Annotated in this window: 15 protein-coding genes; 11 read left to right on the top strand and 4 right to left on the bottom strand. The window is 41.1% G+C overall.

The window, feature by feature from the left end:
- Positions 1-230 precede the first annotated feature (230 nt).
- Together ACESQI_RS20290 and ACESQI_RS20285 are read left to right on the top strand one after the other, a co-directional pair.
- Positions 231-587, top strand: a complete 357-nt coding sequence (locus ACESQI_RS20290; protein WP_025867769.1) for a DUF1622 domain-containing protein — start codon at positions 231-233, stop codon at positions 585-587.
- A gap of 47 nt (positions 588-634) precedes the next feature.
- On the top strand, positions 635-820 hold the full coding sequence (locus ACESQI_RS20285) for a hypothetical protein (protein WP_002560218.1): 186 nt from the start codon (positions 635-637) through the stop codon (positions 818-820).
- A 298-nt stretch (positions 821-1118) separates the two neighbouring features.
- Here ACESQI_RS20285 and ACESQI_RS20280 read toward each other — a convergent pair whose 3' ends face one another.
- Positions 1119-2303, bottom strand: a complete 1185-nt coding sequence (locus ACESQI_RS20280; RefSeq protein ID WP_002560208.1) for an aminotransferase class I/II-fold pyridoxal phosphate-dependent enzyme — start codon at positions 2301-2303, stop codon at positions 1119-1121.
- Between the two features lie 223 nt (positions 2304-2526).
- Between ACESQI_RS20280 and ACESQI_RS20275 the strand changes: the two genes are divergently transcribed.
- Genes ACESQI_RS20275 through ACESQI_RS20265 form a run of 3 tightly spaced genes read left to right on the top strand, consistent with a single transcriptional unit; the run spans position 2527 to position 5757 of the window.
- Positions 2527-3555, top strand: coding sequence for a diacylglycerol kinase family protein (locus ACESQI_RS20275; RefSeq protein WP_002560207.1), 1029 nt, complete (start codon positions 2527-2529; stop codon positions 3553-3555).
- Positions 3556-3615: 60 nt separating this feature from the next.
- Positions 3616-5373 (top strand): aspartate--tRNA ligase, encoded by a 1758-nt coding sequence (gene aspS / locus ACESQI_RS20270; protein ID WP_007485652.1) that lies wholly within the window; start codon positions 3616-3618, stop codon positions 5371-5373.
- Positions 5374-5757: a GtrA family protein gene (locus ACESQI_RS20265; RefSeq protein WP_002560205.1), complete on the top strand. Its 384-nt coding sequence runs from the start codon at positions 5374-5376 to the stop codon at positions 5755-5757.
- Between the two features lie 176 nt (positions 5758-5933).
- Here the strand turns inward: ACESQI_RS20265 and ACESQI_RS20260 are convergent, their stop codons facing one another.
- The 3 genes from ACESQI_RS20260 to ACESQI_RS20250 are packed head-to-tail and all read right to left on the bottom strand — an operon-like array spanning position 5934 to position 8555.
- Entirely contained in the window at positions 5934-6818 is an 885-nt protein-coding gene (locus tag ACESQI_RS20260; protein ID WP_002560204.1) for a carbon-nitrogen hydrolase, read from the bottom strand.
- 43 nt (positions 6819-6861) lie between these two features.
- Positions 6862-7977, bottom strand: coding sequence for an agmatine deiminase family protein (locus ACESQI_RS20255; protein WP_373126953.1), 1116 nt, complete (start codon positions 7975-7977; stop codon positions 6862-6864).
- Positions 7978-8024: 47 nt separating this feature from the next.
- Complete coding sequence (locus ACESQI_RS20250) at positions 8025-8555, bottom strand: ferredoxin domain-containing protein (protein ID WP_002560202.1); 531 nt, start codon at positions 8553-8555, stop codon at positions 8025-8027.
- Positions 8556-8795: 240 nt separating this feature from the next.
- Here ACESQI_RS20250 and ACESQI_RS20245 point away from each other — a divergent pair, with 240 nt between their 5' ends.
- The 6 genes from ACESQI_RS20245 to ACESQI_RS20220 all read left to right on the top strand — a co-directional run bounded on the left by ACESQI_RS20245 (position 8796) and on the right by ACESQI_RS20220 (position 15087).
- Complete coding sequence (locus tag ACESQI_RS20245) at positions 8796-9416, top strand: ATP-binding cassette domain-containing protein (RefSeq protein ID WP_195659927.1); 621 nt, start codon at positions 8796-8798, stop codon at positions 9414-9416.
- A 42-nt stretch (positions 9417-9458) separates the two neighbouring features.
- On the top strand, positions 9459-10259 hold the full coding sequence (locus ACESQI_RS20240; protein WP_002560200.1) for an ABC transporter permease: 801 nt from the start codon (positions 9459-9461) through the stop codon (positions 10257-10259).
- Positions 10256-10531 (top strand): hypothetical protein, encoded by a 276-nt coding sequence (locus tag ACESQI_RS20235; protein ID WP_373126950.1) that lies wholly within the window; start codon positions 10256-10258, stop codon positions 10529-10531. Before ACESQI_RS20240 ends, ACESQI_RS20235 begins: the two co-directional genes overlap by 4 nt.
- A 324-nt stretch (positions 10532-10855) precedes the next feature.
- On the top strand, positions 10856-12763 hold the full coding sequence (locus tag ACESQI_RS20230) for an NADH-ubiquinone oxidoreductase-F iron-sulfur binding region domain-containing protein (RefSeq protein ID WP_373126948.1): 1908 nt from the start codon (positions 10856-10858) through the stop codon (positions 12761-12763).
- An 11-nt stretch (positions 12764-12774) separates the two neighbouring features.
- The gene (locus ACESQI_RS20225) at positions 12775-14541 is read left to right on the top strand and encodes an NADH-dependent [FeFe] hydrogenase, group A6 (protein ID WP_025867773.1); all 1767 of its coding nucleotides are present in this window, start codon (positions 12775-12777) and stop codon (positions 14539-14541) included.
- A gap of 18 nt (positions 14542-14559) precedes the next feature.
- Positions 14560-15087 (top strand): NAD(P)H-dependent oxidoreductase subunit E, encoded by a 528-nt coding sequence (locus tag ACESQI_RS20220; RefSeq protein ID WP_195348529.1) that lies wholly within the window; start codon positions 14560-14562, stop codon positions 15085-15087.
- Positions 15088-15277 lie beyond the last annotated feature (190 nt).

Below are 15277 nucleotides of genomic sequence, written 5' to 3'. Positions count from 1 at the left end.
CGAATAAAAATCGTTGGTGTTCTATCGAAAAGCGGTGCAAAGATAGGGAGTATTTTCAAATTAACAATAGCTAAACCCATTATTTTTGTTACTTAATTTTCAAGACACTGACTGTCACTTATTTATAGTTTCATTTTTTTCTAAAGAAGACTAAAGGTTATTTACGACTGTAAATGAACCAAAATGTCCTGTCAGATGTAGTATTAGTATAACAAATACGAAACGCACCTATGTTTACACAATTTCTAAACCTTCTGGCCACTATCATAAGTGTAATAAGCCTGCTTATTGTTACTTATGGGGCATTGATTGCATTTATAGCTTTCATTATAAATGAATTAAAACGATTTACCGGGAAATACAGCCCTATTAACATTCGCAGATTACGGGCTACTTTTGGTACTTATCTCCTGTTAGGACTCGAATTTCTTATCGCTTCGGATATTCTGAAAACAGTACTGGAACCTACTCTCAACGAACTTGCTATTTTGGGAGGAGTCGTTGTACTGCGTACTATTTTATCTGTTTTCCTGAATAAAGAAATTAAAGAACTTGAGACAGAAAACGGTAAATCTGATGAACCATAAAGAATTTATTATGTTACAAATATACTAAACCTAAACAAGAAAAAGATATGGATACAAAGAAGAAGAATCCCTCTAATAAAAAAGAGGAAGCGCAATTGAAGCTTGAAAGTAAAAAACAAGAAGTACTACCCGGACAACAAATAGCTGTCTATAGTGAAGCCACTAAAAAAGATGTCCGGGAGGTTGTTAAAGAGTTAAATCCCGACATAAACAGTCTGGGAAGTAGGGGATAATACAGGAAAAACAAGTGTGAAACAACTATCAGTTTTTTTTTTGAACTTACACAGACTAACCCCAATTCCCGAACGGATGGTTTAGTGATAAAAAACTAAGAACTACATCAGTATACAGGCGTATATATATGTAGTTCAATGCATTAAAAAGTACGTATTTTATAGGTACAAACTATGCATATTAACACTGCGTTAAATACGTATTTAAGCCACCATTAAATACGTACTTTTATAATAAAAAAAAACGGTTGTACCCAAACCAAGAGTACAACCGTTTTTTATATCTTATAGAGAATGCTTAGATAATCTCTAATTCTTTAAAGCATTTTACTAATTTATCAACAGCAGAGTCAATCTGTTCTTTAGTATGTGTAGCCATCAACGCAACACGCACTAATGTATCTTGCGGAGCACATGCCGGAGGAATAACCGGGTTGATAAATACTCCTTCGTCAAATGCCAGTTTAGTCACCATGAAAGTCTTTTCTGTATCGCGTACATAAAGAGGTATAATAGGAGACTCAGTAGCACCGATTTCAAAACCAGCCTCGCGGAAACGCTTCAATGCATAGTTTGTAGCTTCCCACAATGCTTCCAGTCTTTCCGGTTCGTTCTGAATAATATGAAGAGCTTCCAGAGCAGAAGCCGTAGCAGCAGGAGTATTAGATGCACTAAAGATATACGTACGTGCATTGTGGCGCAACCAGTTAATGATTGATTCATCTGCAGCAATAAATCCTCCGATAGAAGCTAATGACTTACTGAATGTTCCCATGATCAGGTCTATTTCGTCTGTCAAACCAAAATGGTCACAAACACCGCGTCCCTGTTTTCCGAATACACCTAAGCCATGAGCTTCGTCTACCATAATAGTAGCATTATACTTATGTTTCAAACGAACTATTTCGGGCAAATTGGCTAAGTCACCTTCCATAGAAAACACACCGTCTACAACAATCAATTTCACAGAATCCGGATTACACTTCTGAAGCTGCTTCTCAAGATCAGCCATATCATTATGCTTGTATTTCAGGTTCTGAGAGAATGACAAACGACGACCGTCTACGATAGAAGCATGGTCCCGATCATCACAAATAATATAATCGTTACGATCTGTTAAGCAAGATATTACTCCCGAATTTACAGTAAATCCTGTAGAAAAACAGAGTGAATCTTCTTTACCAACAAAAGCAGCCAATTCTTTTTCCAACTTCACATGCAAGTCGAGTGTACCATTCAAGAAGCGAGAACCGGCACAACCGGAACCATATTTTTTCATAGCTTCGATGCCTGCTGCAATAACTCTTTCATCTCCGGTAAGACCTGTATATGCGTTTGAGCCGAACATTAAAACATTATGTCCACCCATATTTACTTCTGTACCTTGTTTCCCTTCTATCTCACGAAAATAAGGGTATACGCCCATTGCCATATATTGCTGTGGCAGGTCGTACTTAGCTAACTTCTCTTGTAATAATCCCATGAATTGTTATTTATTATTCGCTTTATTGGTTACTGATAGACAACAGTCCAAATTCCTTTTATCCTTAATAACTGTTTAAAAACAGGGGGCAAAGATAACAAAATTTGTGTTTGCCTGTTCTTTTTAATAGAAAAAATATACTCTTTCTGCTTTTGAGAAGCCGGAAGATTTAAAATTAAGAAATTTATATTACTTTTGTCGACCACAATCGATTAAAATTAGCATGAACGAAAGCATGAAGAAAATTATATTCATTGTCAATCCGATTTCAGGCACGCAAGGTAAAGAACTTGTTCTCAATTTATTAGATGAAAAGATAGATAAAGAGAGATATACGTGGGATGTGGTGTATACCAAAAGGGCCGGTCATGCAATAGAGATTGCCGCTCAGGCAGCAGCAGAGAAAGCAGATGTTGTAGTAGCCATCGGTGGAGACGGAACTATCAATGAGATAGGACGTTCACTGGTACATACAGAGACAGCATTGGGCATTATACCTTGTGGCTCCGGCAATGGACTTGCAAGACATCTGCATATTCCAATGGAGCCTAAAAAAGCATTGGAAATAATCAATGAAGGAGTAACCGACATTATCGATTACGGCAAGATAAACGGTACTGACTTCTTCTGCACTTGCGGAGTAGGTTTTGATGCCTTTGTCAGCCTGAAGTTTGCCAATGCCGGAAAACGCGGTTTATTGACTTATCTGGAAAAAACCCTGCAAGAAAGTCTGACTTATCAACCGGAAACTTATGAATTGGAAACGGAAGACGGTACCTATAAATATAAAGCTTTCCTCATTGCTTGCGGTAATGCTTCCCAATATGGTAATAATGCATATATAACCCCACAAGCCACCCTTACTGATGGCCTGCTGGATGTCACTATTCTTGAACCGTTTACCGTACTCGATGTTCCTTCACTTGCTTTTCAGTTGTTCAATAAAACCATTGATCAGAATAGCCGTATAAAAACATTTCGTTGCAGAAAATTACGTATTCACCGTACCAGTCCGGGAGTAGTTCACTTCGATGGTGATCCGATGCAAGCCGATGAGAATGTGAACATTGAGCTTATACAAAAAGGGTTACGCGTTATTGTGCCCAAAGAAACTATCGTAAAAGACAATGCTAACGTGTTGCAAAAGGCTCAGGAATACGTTAATGGAATTAAAATGATTAACGAAGCTATTGTAGACAATATTACTCACAAAAATCAGAAAATTATTCGGAAATTAATCCGAAAGGATTAAGAATTTGTGTACTTTTGCAGACTACTACAAAAGTAAAGAATATTATAAAATACAAAATATATGTTTAGAACGCACACGTGTGGAGAACTGAGAATCTCCGATGTAAACAGTCAAGTCACGCTGTCAGGATGGGTACAGCGTAGCCGTAAAATGGGAGGTATGACTTTTATTGACCTTCGTGACCGTTACGGTATCACTCAATTAGTATTCAATGAAGAAGTAAATGCAGAACTATGCGAACAGGCTAATAAACTGGGACGCGAATTCGTAATCCAGGTGATCGGTACTGTAAACGAACGTTTTAGCAAAAACTCAAATATACCTACAGGAGACATTGAAATCATCGTATCGGAATTAAACGTTCTGAACGTTGCCACCACCCCTCCTTTCACTATCGAAGAAAATACAGACGGAGGAGACGACATTCGCATGAAATACCGTTATCTGGACCTTCGTCGTAGTAACGTCCGTTCCAATCTGGAGCTCCGTCATAAAATGACAATAGAAGTACGTAAGTATTTGGATGAACAAGGATTTATAGAAGTGGAAACTCCGGTTTTGGTTGGTTCTACCCCGGAAGGTGCACGTGACTTTGTTGTTCCTTCACGTATGAATCCGGGACAATTCTATGCGTTGCCTCAATCCCCGCAAACTCTGAAGCAATTGTTGATGGTAGCTGGTTTCGACCGTTATTTCCAGATTGCAAAATGCTTCCGTGACGAAGACCTTCGTGCTGACCGTCAACCGGAATTCACTCAGATTGACTGCGAAATGAGTTTTGTTGAGCAAGAGGATATCATCACTACTTTTGAAGGTATGGCCAAGCACTTGTTTAAGACACTTCGCGGAGTTGAACTAACAGAACCATTCGTACGCATGCCATGGAGTGATGCTATGAAATATTACGGTAGCGATAAACCCGATTTACGCTTTGATATGAAATTCGTCGAACTGATGGATATCATGAAAGGACACGGTTTCCCGGTATTTGACAGTGCTGCATACATTGGTGGTATATGTGCAGAGGGTGCTGCAAGTTATACCCGTAAACAACTGGATGCACTGACAGAGTATGTGAAAAGACCTCAAATAGGTGCCAAAGGTATGGTATACGCACGTATAGAAGCTGATGGAACTGTAAAATCAAGTGTTGACAAGTTCTATACCCAGGAAATATTGCAACAAATGAAGGAAGCTTTCGGTGCTAAACCGGGAGACTTAATTCTGATTCTCTCCGGTGACGATGCTATGAAAACCCGTAAACAGCTTTGCGAACTTCGTTTGGAGATGGGTAAACAGTTAGGTTTACGTGATAAGAATAAATTCGCTTGCTTGTGGGTAGTAGATTTCCCAATGTTTGAGTGGAGCGAAGAAGAAGGACGTCTGATGGCAATGCACCATCCATTCACTCATCCTAAAGATGAAGATATTCATTTATTGGATAGCGATCCGGCAGCAGTTCGTGCAGATGCCTATGACATGGTCGTTAATGGTGTAGAAGTAGGTGGAGGTTCTATTCGTATCCACGATTCACAATTGCAAGCCAAGATGTTCGAGATTTTAGGGTTCACTCCTGAAAAAGCACAGGAACAATTTGGCTTCTTAATGAATGCATTCAAATTTGGTGCACCTCCTCATGGTGGATTGGCTTACGGACTCGATCGGTGGGTATCACTTTTCGCAGGGCTTGATTCTATTCGTGATTGCATTGCATTCCCCAAGAATAATTCGGGTCGTGACGTTATGTTGGATGCTCCGGCAGCACTTGATCCGTCTCAACTTGATGAACTGAATCTGATAGTAGATATTAAGGAATAAGTGAAAGAATCAGTACGCATCTTTCGATTTGCCGTAATAGGTACGCTCAATGCATTGATTACAGCATTTGTCATCTGGTTAATGATGAATGAGCTATCATACGATTATATTCCTGCAAATATTACTGCGTATATCGTAGCCCAGATACATAATTTTATATGGTGTAAGTATTGGGTATTCCCCACAGAAGACAAAAAGAACAACCTCTGGCAACAGGTGTTGTTCTTTGCTATGGCTTTCGGAATAGCCTACAGTGCGCAATTTATATTCCTTATCATACTGGTGGAAGCAGGAGATGTAAACGAGTATCTGGCACAGTTCCTCGGACTATTTATCTACGGTACAGTTAATTTTATAACAAACAGGAAACTCACTTTCCGGTGAGATTCAATTTCACCAGAGAGAGAGTAACACTATTGAAACGCAGAATTAACGCAGATTTTCGCAAAGGAAAACAAAAGATAAAAGAATAACAGCCTTTCAAATCTGCGATAATTCGCGTTAATTTGCGTTTATCAAATAATTAACACTCTGTGGAACTCTGTGGTGAATTTTGAATCTTAATCCAGGAATCGCTTCGTCAGCCCTTCATATTCATCTATTCTTCTGTCTCTCAGGAATGGCCACCAACGACGAACATTTTCCGAACGTTCCATATCAATTTCTACTACTATATTTTCCGGACGATCATTAGCGGCCTGTGCAAGAAGTTCTCCCTGCGGACCGGCAACAAAACTATTTCCCCAGAAAAGAATACCATTTGTCTGCATAGACGGATCGGGTTCATGCCCTACGCGGTTGACAGAAATAACTGGAAGCCCGTTTGCTACAGCATGGGCACGCTGAGAGATAATCCAGGCATTGAGCTGACGAATCTTTTCATCATCCGCATCCGAACTCTCCCAGCCAATAGCGGTAGGATAAATTAGTAATTCGGCTCCTTTCAGGGCCATAAGACGGGCAGCTTCCGGATACCATTGATCCCAACAGACAAGTACTCCTAATTTGCCTAAAGATGTCTGAATAGGCTCAAAACCAATATCTCCCGGAGTGAAATAGAATTTCTCATAATAAGCAGGATCATCAGGAATATGCATCTTGCGATATTTTCCGGCAATACTGCCATCACTGTCAAAAACAACCGCAGTGTTGTGATACAATCCCGGAGCACGTTTCTCAAACAAAGAGGTAACCAACACAATCTGGTTACTGGCAGCCAGTTCGGAATAAAATCCGGTAGAAGGGCCGGGGATAGGTTCTGCCAGATCAAATAAGTTTGTATTTTCTGTCTGGCAAAAATACAAAGAGTTATGTAACTCCTGCAATACAACCAGTTGTGCACCACGTGCGGCACATGCTTCTATACTTTGAGCCAGATTCATCAGATTAGTTCTGATATCTGAAGTATTGGCCTGTTGAATCAAGCCGACTTTTATATTTCTCATCTTAGTAATTTACGATTAGACAATTTACGATTTACGATTGAGGTTACTTCAGGATACCTGTGGGGTATTGCATGGTTACACAATGCAAAGAGCCATGCTGCCTGATCAAAGCGCGGCAGTCAATGCCAATTATATCATACCCAGGAAAAGCTTCCTGCAAAACTTCTTCTGCACGTTTATCCTTCTCGGGCTGATCATAAGTTGGATAAAGTACTGCATCGTTCAGTATCAAGAAATTAGCATAAGTGGCAGGCAAGCGTTCTCCTTCTTCCTGCACTTCATCGGCCATTGGCAAAGCTAATAGGCGATAAGACTCTCCGGCCAACGTACGAAATGTTTTAAGCTGCTCTTCCATGGCATGAAGAGATTTATAATGCTCATCTTTCTCATCTTCACATTGTACATATACGATCGTATCAGCGGGGCATAAACGGGCAAGTGTATCGATATGGCTATCTGTATCATCTCCTGCCAGATAACCATGATCCAGCCAAAGTACCTGCTGAAGATGAAATACACTCTTCAGATATTCCTCAATCTCCACTTTATTCATTTGCCCGTTACGATTGGGCGACAATAAACATTCGGAAGTCGTGAGCAATGTACCCATACCATCACTTTCAATAGAACCTCCTTCGAGAACAAAACCGAGACGGTTGACATAGCGTCCTTTCAGAACTCCGTTTTCAATGGCACGACGGGTAATCTGATTATCCAGATCGGAAGCAAACTTCAGCCCCCAGCCATTAAAAGTGAAATCGAGCAGGGAAGGGGCATCTACGTCCATCATGGTAATAGCTCCATGATCACGTGCCCAGGTATCATTTGTACCACACTTCAGAAAGCGTACATTCTCCATATTCACAGTAGCAACGATCTGCTTCTTCACTTCTTCCGGTTCGGGCGTTACAATCAGTAACAACTCTCGCTTAGCGATCTCATTGGCTATATTGACAAAACATTCCTGCACTTCATCAAGCATATAGGCCCAGTCTGTCCCCGCATGAGGCCAGGTCAGCTGAACACCACTTTGCGGATACCATTCAGCAGGAAGAAAGGGTGCCCGCATCTCTGTTTGCTGAGCCATCACCTTACCAAAATTCAACTGCAAATCCTTTTCCGAACCGCCCGAACAAGGAAGCCCAACTATAATTCCCATCTGTTTACTTGCAATTTAATATTTATAAATCTTTAGAACAACCCTATTTACTGTTTTGGCTTACGGTCAAAGAACGGATTCTTAGAAGAAGCACTAACAGGAATAGCCATCACCATTTTACAATCTTTCAGCCAATTGAGTTGCTGGGCAGCCAACCCGGCCGAAAACATCACACGTGTATCCACCCTCATATCGGCAGCTGTAGCACATGCCGAACCAATGGCAATACCTACATCAATACTATTTAGCGCACAGGGTACTCCTTCGGCACGAGCTGCACACGTAGCATATCCGCAATGTCCGCAATTCAATCCCTGCGCTTGCTCGCGCGTACCTATTAATACAATGCATTCAGCACTTAGAATATTATCGGCATCGCGAAGAAAGAATTTCATTCCATGCTCCTCAACCATTGCAATCATCTTGTCAGACAATATTTTGATATCCTCACCTGTAACCAAAGCCACTTCTATTATATCAATACCTTTTCCTTTCGGAGCAGTACGGGCAGCTGTCATCATCTGCCGCGCCACGTTGAGTATATGCTCGTGGCGAATGTCTCGTTCATTCTGTATCATAGCCTTTATTTTAAATAAAATCAGTAAGCAAAGATAAATATAAAAATGCAGTTGAAAAAAGAATTAATTCCTTATCTGATCCGGGAGGGTTATATACATGCGGAACGGGTGTAAGTTACAGGCAAGTAAGGTAATATCCCTCCTAAAAACATCCCTCATCGAAGCAGGTAGAATCAATTATTCTACGATTCTTCCAATATTTTGTTTACCTTTGTCAGAAAGATAGAACAAAAAAGTAAAATGCTACAAATAGACAATGCATGTATTGCTTTCGGAGACGAAGAACTTTTTTCCGGTTTTTGCATGCAGTTACATAAAGGTGAAACCGCTTGTATCGCAGGCGAATCGGGGCGAGGAAAAACTTCTCTTCTAAATGCTGTCATGGGATTTGTCCCTCTACGTAAAGGAACAATTACCGTAGGTGACTTCGAACTGACCCGAAATACCATTGACACTATTCGCCGGCAGATAGCCTGGATTCCGCAGGAACTGGCTCTGCCTATGGAATGGGTGAAGGAAATGGTACAGTTACCTTTCGAACTAAAAGCAAACAGGGGAGCCTCTTTTTCTGAAGAAAGACTGTTCAGTTGTTTTGCAGAATTGGGGTTGGATGAAGATTTGTATCGAAAACGGGTAGGGGAAGTATCCGGCGGACAACGGCAACGTATTATGATAGCCGTAGCTGCCTTGCTGAAAAAGCCACTTATCATAGTAGATGAGCCTACTTCGGCACTCGACTCCGGCTCCACAGATAAAGTACTGGCCTTTTTTCACCGACAAACAGAACAAGGAGCATCCGTTTTAGCCGTTTCGCACGATAAAACTTTTGCTCACGGCTGTAATCAGTTAATAAATTTGTAACTTCAATCGTAACTCGTAAATCGTCTAATCGTAAATATTTCCATGGGAACCATCGATATATCATACCTCAGTCTGCTAACAGGGTTACTCTTACTGATAATCCCTGTATTTTATTTATGGAAATTTAAAACCGGACTACTCAAAGCCACTCTTATCGGTACAGCACGTATGATCGTACAACTCTTCCTTATCGGGATGTACTTAAAATATTTGTTTTTGTGGAATAATCCGTGGATAAACTTTCTGTGGGTGATTATTATGATATTTGTAGCCGGACAGACAGCTCTCGTACGTACCGGGCTAAAGCGGAAAATACTATTGATTCCTATCAGTGTAGGCTTTCTATGCAGTGTTGTCCTGGTTGGGATGTACTTTATTGGCGTAGTGCTACAGCTGGACAATGTATTCAGCGCACAATACTTCATTCCTATTTTCGGTATCTTAATGGGAAACATGCTTTCGAGTAATGTCATTGCACTAAATACCTACTACAGTGGATTGAAACGGGAAGAACAACTCTATTGTTATTTGCTAGGCAATGGGGCTACCCGGCAGGAAGCACAGGCACCTTTCATCCGGCAGGCAATCATTAAAGCCTTCAGCCCACTGATAGCTAACATTGCTGTAATGGGACTGGTTGCACTTCCGGGAACAATGATTGGTCAGATATTGGGAGGAAGTAGTCCGAATGTGGCTATCAAGTATCAGATGATGATTATGGTCATTACGTTTACAGCTTCCATGCTTTCATTAATGATCACCATTTCGCTAGCGTCACGTAAATCATTTGATGCTTACGGCAAACTACTACAGGTCATGGTAGAAAAGAAAGAGAAAAAATGATAGAACAGATTCTGGAATTCATTTCAAAGTTATCAACACCGGGATTCTTCATTACAGCAGAAGTCTCACGGGAAGGGACCGTTATACCATCCGACATAGAACGCTTCATTTGGGAGAAGCTTGTGTTAATAGAACAAGGAACAAATGCACGAAAATTCATTTATCAAAAAGAAGATTGGAGAATTATATTCACATTTTTCCCTACAGATAGAGTAGTAGACGAGAAATACGCTTTAAAAAATAAAGTTCTTATTAAATATAAACGGTTTTGAGTGTATTTCACCACAGAATAACACGGAGTTCCACAGAGTTTAAATCTTTATTGAAACACAGACAAACGCAGATTTTCGCAAAGGAAAACAAATGTATGATAAAAAACTACAGGCTTTTAATCTGTGTTAATCCGCGTCTCATCAGATAGACACTACTCTGTCTTAATGATACATAAAAGTCGTTTTTGTAACCTCCAGTATACAAATACAGCCCAAATAAGCTATTTAATTCCCATATAATGCTTTCCTTTTAATATTTCACACGCTTTCTTTTTGTATAATCATTTGAATTACTATATTTGTTCCGAACTTAATTTAATACGGATGAAAATACTATCAATTCACGATCTTGAGAAGATCAGAAGAAGTGCGGAGACTGCCCTCCGTTTACGTGAAGAGAGCAATGATAAAGTAACTGAAAACAGTTGTGGGCTGGCTCTTGGTTCACAACATTTGCAGATTCTGATCTGTGGAGGTACGGGCTGCAAAGCATCTTCCAGCCACCTTATTGCTGACAATCTGAACAAAATACTTAAAGAAAACGGAATAACAGACAAAGTAGAAGTTATCACGACCGGATGCTTTGGATTTTGTGAAAAAGGTCCTATCGTAAAAATCATTCCGGACAACACTTTCTATACTCAAGTCACCCCCGAAGATGCCGAAGAAATTGTAAAGGAGCATATTATAGGAGGAAAGAAAATAGAACGCCTGCTGTACACTGATCCTAAGACGGAACAAAAAGTAAGTGACTCCAAACACATGGATTTCTATCGGAAACAATTGCGAATTGCATTGCGTAACTGCGGATTTATAGATCCGGAGAATATAGAAGAATACATCGCACGCAATGGGTATGTAGCTTTAGCAAACTACTTGCTCAACCATACTCCGGATAAAGTGATAGATGTAATCAAACGCTCCGGACTACGTGGACGGGGAGGTGGTGGGTTTCCTACAGGTCTGAAATGGGAACTGACTGCCCGTCAGGAATCCGACATTAAGTACGTAGTCTGTAACGCTGATGAAGGAGATCCGGGAGCATTTATGGATCGTTCAATCATGGAAGGTGATCCCCATTCTATTATTGAGGCAATGGCTCTGTGCGGATACTCTATCGGAGCCTCCAAAGGCTTGGTATACATCCGTGCAGAATATCCGCTCGCCATACATCGGTTGAAAACAGCCATCACACAGGCTCGCGAATACGGATTATTAGGCGGACACATATTAGGAACAGATTTCTGCTTTGATATAGATATAAGATATGGAGCCGGTGCATTTGTGTGCGGTGAAGAAACTGCACTTATCCATTCAATGGAAGGTAAAAGGGGAGAACCTACTTTGAAACCACCTTTCCCGGCTGAATCAGGATACCAAAACAAACCAACCAATGTGAACAATGTAGAAACATTAGCAAATATACCTATTATATTAATCAACGGAGCCGAATGGTTTGCTTCCATCGGTACAGAGCGCTCTAAAGGGACGAAAGTTTTCGCTTTAGCCGGAAAGATTAATAATGTAGGATTGATAGAGGTTCCAATGGGAACAACACTACGGGAAGTTATTTATGAAATAGGCGGAGGAATCAAAGGAGATAAAAAATTTAAAGCTGTACAAACAGGAGGCCCGTCAGGTGGCTGCCTCACAGAAAAACACCTCGATACACCTATCGACTTCGACAACCTGCTTGCTGCCGGCTCCATGATGGGTTCTGGAGGAATGATTGTCATGGACGAAGACGATTGTATGGTATCGGTAGCCCGCTTCTTCCTTGATTTCACGGTAGAAGAGTCCTGTGGCAAGTGTACCCCTTGTCGTATCGGTAATAAACGATTATTGGAACTACTCAATAAAATAACGGAAGGTAAAGCTACAGAAAAAGATCTACAGACGCTGCAAACGCTTGGTAAAGTCATAAAAGATACCGCGCTGTGTGGATTGGGACAGACATCTCCCAACCCGGTATTGTCTACATTGGATAACTTTTATGATGAATACATAGAGCATGTACGGGATAAGACTTGCCGTGCCAAACAATGTAAATCTCTGCTCACGTACTATATCAATCCCGATCTGTGTATCGGTTGTCACCTTTGTGCCAAAAACTGTCCGGCAGATGCCATCATAGGTCTGCCACGTAAACCACATACTGTTCTTCCCGAAAAATGTATCAAGTGTGGTATGTGTATGGCACGCTGTAAATTTAACGCAATCTCTGTATGCTAATCTCAAACACTATGGAAACCAAAGAAGTAACACTACAAATAGACCGTCACTCGATAACCGTACCTGTTGGTACTACCATTCTGGAAGCCGCCACCGAAATCGGCATAAACATACCAACCCTCTGCCACATTGACCTGAAGGGTACTTGTATCAAAAACAATCCAGCTTCCTGCCGTATCTGTGTTGTAGAGGTGGAGGGTAGAAAGAATCTTGCTCCTGCCTGTGCCACTAAATGTACAGAAGGGATGACAGTGCGTACCAGTACACTACGAGTGATGAATGCACGAAAAATAGTAGCTGAACTTATTCTGTCCGATCACCCGAATGACTGTCTGACCTGCCCAAAATCCGGCAATTGTGAATTGCAGAATCTTGCTCTTCGTTTCAACGTACGCGAAATGCCGTTCACAGGCGGAGAGCTTTCATTGCGCAAACGGGAAGTAACTTCTTCCATCGTTCGCAACATGGATAAATGTATTTTTTGCAGACGATGTGAAAGTGTTTGCAATGATGTACAGACAGTAGGTGCCTTGGGAGCCGTACGCAGAGGTTTCAATACCACCATTGCTCCTGCATTTGACAAAAAAATGAGTGAAAGTGAATGCACTTATTGCGGACAATGCGTTGCTGTTTGTCCGGTAGGAGCGCTGACTGAGCGCGATCATACCAACCGGCTTCTTGAAGATCTGGACGATCCTGATAAAGTGGTTATTGTACAAACAGCTCCTGCTGTACGCGTGGCCTTAGGAGAGGAATTCGGTTTGCCCGCCGGTACCCCGGTTACAGGCAAAATGGTATATGCCCTCCGCGAATTAGGTTTCAATTATGTATTCGATACCGATTTTGCAGCTGATCTTACTATTATGGAAGAAGGAACAGAAGTGCTGGACAGACTCACACGCTTCCTAAACGGGGATAAAAATGTATGTTTGCCTATCCTGACTTCCTGTTGCCCGGCATGGGTGAACTTCTTTGAACATCATTTTCCCGATTTATTAAATATCCCATCTACGGCTCGTTCTCCGCAACAAATGTTCGGTTCCATAGCCAAGACATATTGGGCAGAGAAAATGGGCATTCCACGTGAAAAATTAGTAGTGGTTTCCATCATGCCTTGCCTGGCAAAGAAATACGAATGCGACCGGGAAGAGTTTAAAGTCAATGGCAATCCCGATGTGGATTATTCCATCTCCACCCGCGAACTGGCTACACTTATCAAACGTGCTAATATCGGTTTCAACCTGTTACCAAACAGTGAGTTTGACAATCCAATGGGAGAATCAACGGGAGCCGGTGTGATCTTCGGAACAACCGGTGGAGTTATGGAAGCTGCCTTACGATCCGTATATGAAATCTATACAGGTACCACACTGGAAAATGTAAACTTTGAACATGTCAGAGGATTAGAAGGAGTACGGCGAGCTACTATCAACCTGAATGGCTTTGAGTTGAAGGTGGGGATTGCTCATGGTTTAGGAAATGCACGCCGCTTGTTGGAAGATATCCGAAACGGACATAATGAGTACCATGCTATCGAAATTATGGCTTGTCCCGGAGGATGTATTGGTGGCGGAGGGCAACCGCTCCATCACGGACGGGCAGATATACTGTATGCACGTTCTCGTGCTTTATATGAAGAAGATGCGCAGAAACCTTTGCGGAAATCACACGAGAATCCGTATATTCAAAAACTTTATGAAGAATATTTGGGTAAACCTCTCAGTGAGAAAGCACATATGCTACTGCACACACATTATTTCAATAAAGCCATTGATTAACGCCTAAAAAGTAAAACTATGTCAGATATAAAATTAGCATGTACAGTAGTTGAACAAGTAAAAGCAATTTGTGATATACACGGAAATACTCCGGGAGAACTCATCAATATTCTCCATGAAGCTCAGCATCTCTATGGTTACCTGCCCGAAGAGATGCAACGTATTATAGCCCATAAACTCAATATCCCTGTATCAAAAGTATATGGAGTAGTTACTTTCTATACATTCTTTACAATGACTCCCAAAGGGAAACACCCTATCTCAGTTTGTATGGGGACTGCCTGCTATGTAAGAGGTTCGGAAAAATTATTAGAAGAATTCAAACGTATTTTAGGTATCGAAGTAGGAGAGACCACACCGGATGGAAAGTTTTCATTAGATTGCCTCCGCTGTGTGGGAGCCTGTGGCCTTGCCCCCGTAGTGATGATAGGAGAGAAAGTATATGGACGCCTTCAACCAGTAGACATAAAAAAGATTCTGGATGACTTAGATGTGCTTCCCGCACGGGGAAATACGGCAGGCGATGGGAATATAAGCAAGAGATAACAGACTGATTATCAGCAGTTACAAAAGTGTACAGTTTTGCTTGATAAAAATGTACACTTTTATATAACAAGAATGTACACTTTGGCATGACAAGAGTGCACATTCTTGTTATATAGGGATATTCCCAAAATAATAAAAATTAAGGCAACTAATTCATTGCGAGTTAGTTGCCTTTTTTGTATCTTTAAGC

Origin of the sequence: Bacteroides sp. HPS0048, assembly GCF_964240755.1 — a bacterium.
Taxonomy (GTDB): Bacteria; Bacteroidota; Bacteroidia; order Bacteroidales; family Bacteroidaceae; genus Bacteroides; species Bacteroides nordii.
This window is presented reverse-complemented; position numbering and strand designations above follow the sequence as displayed.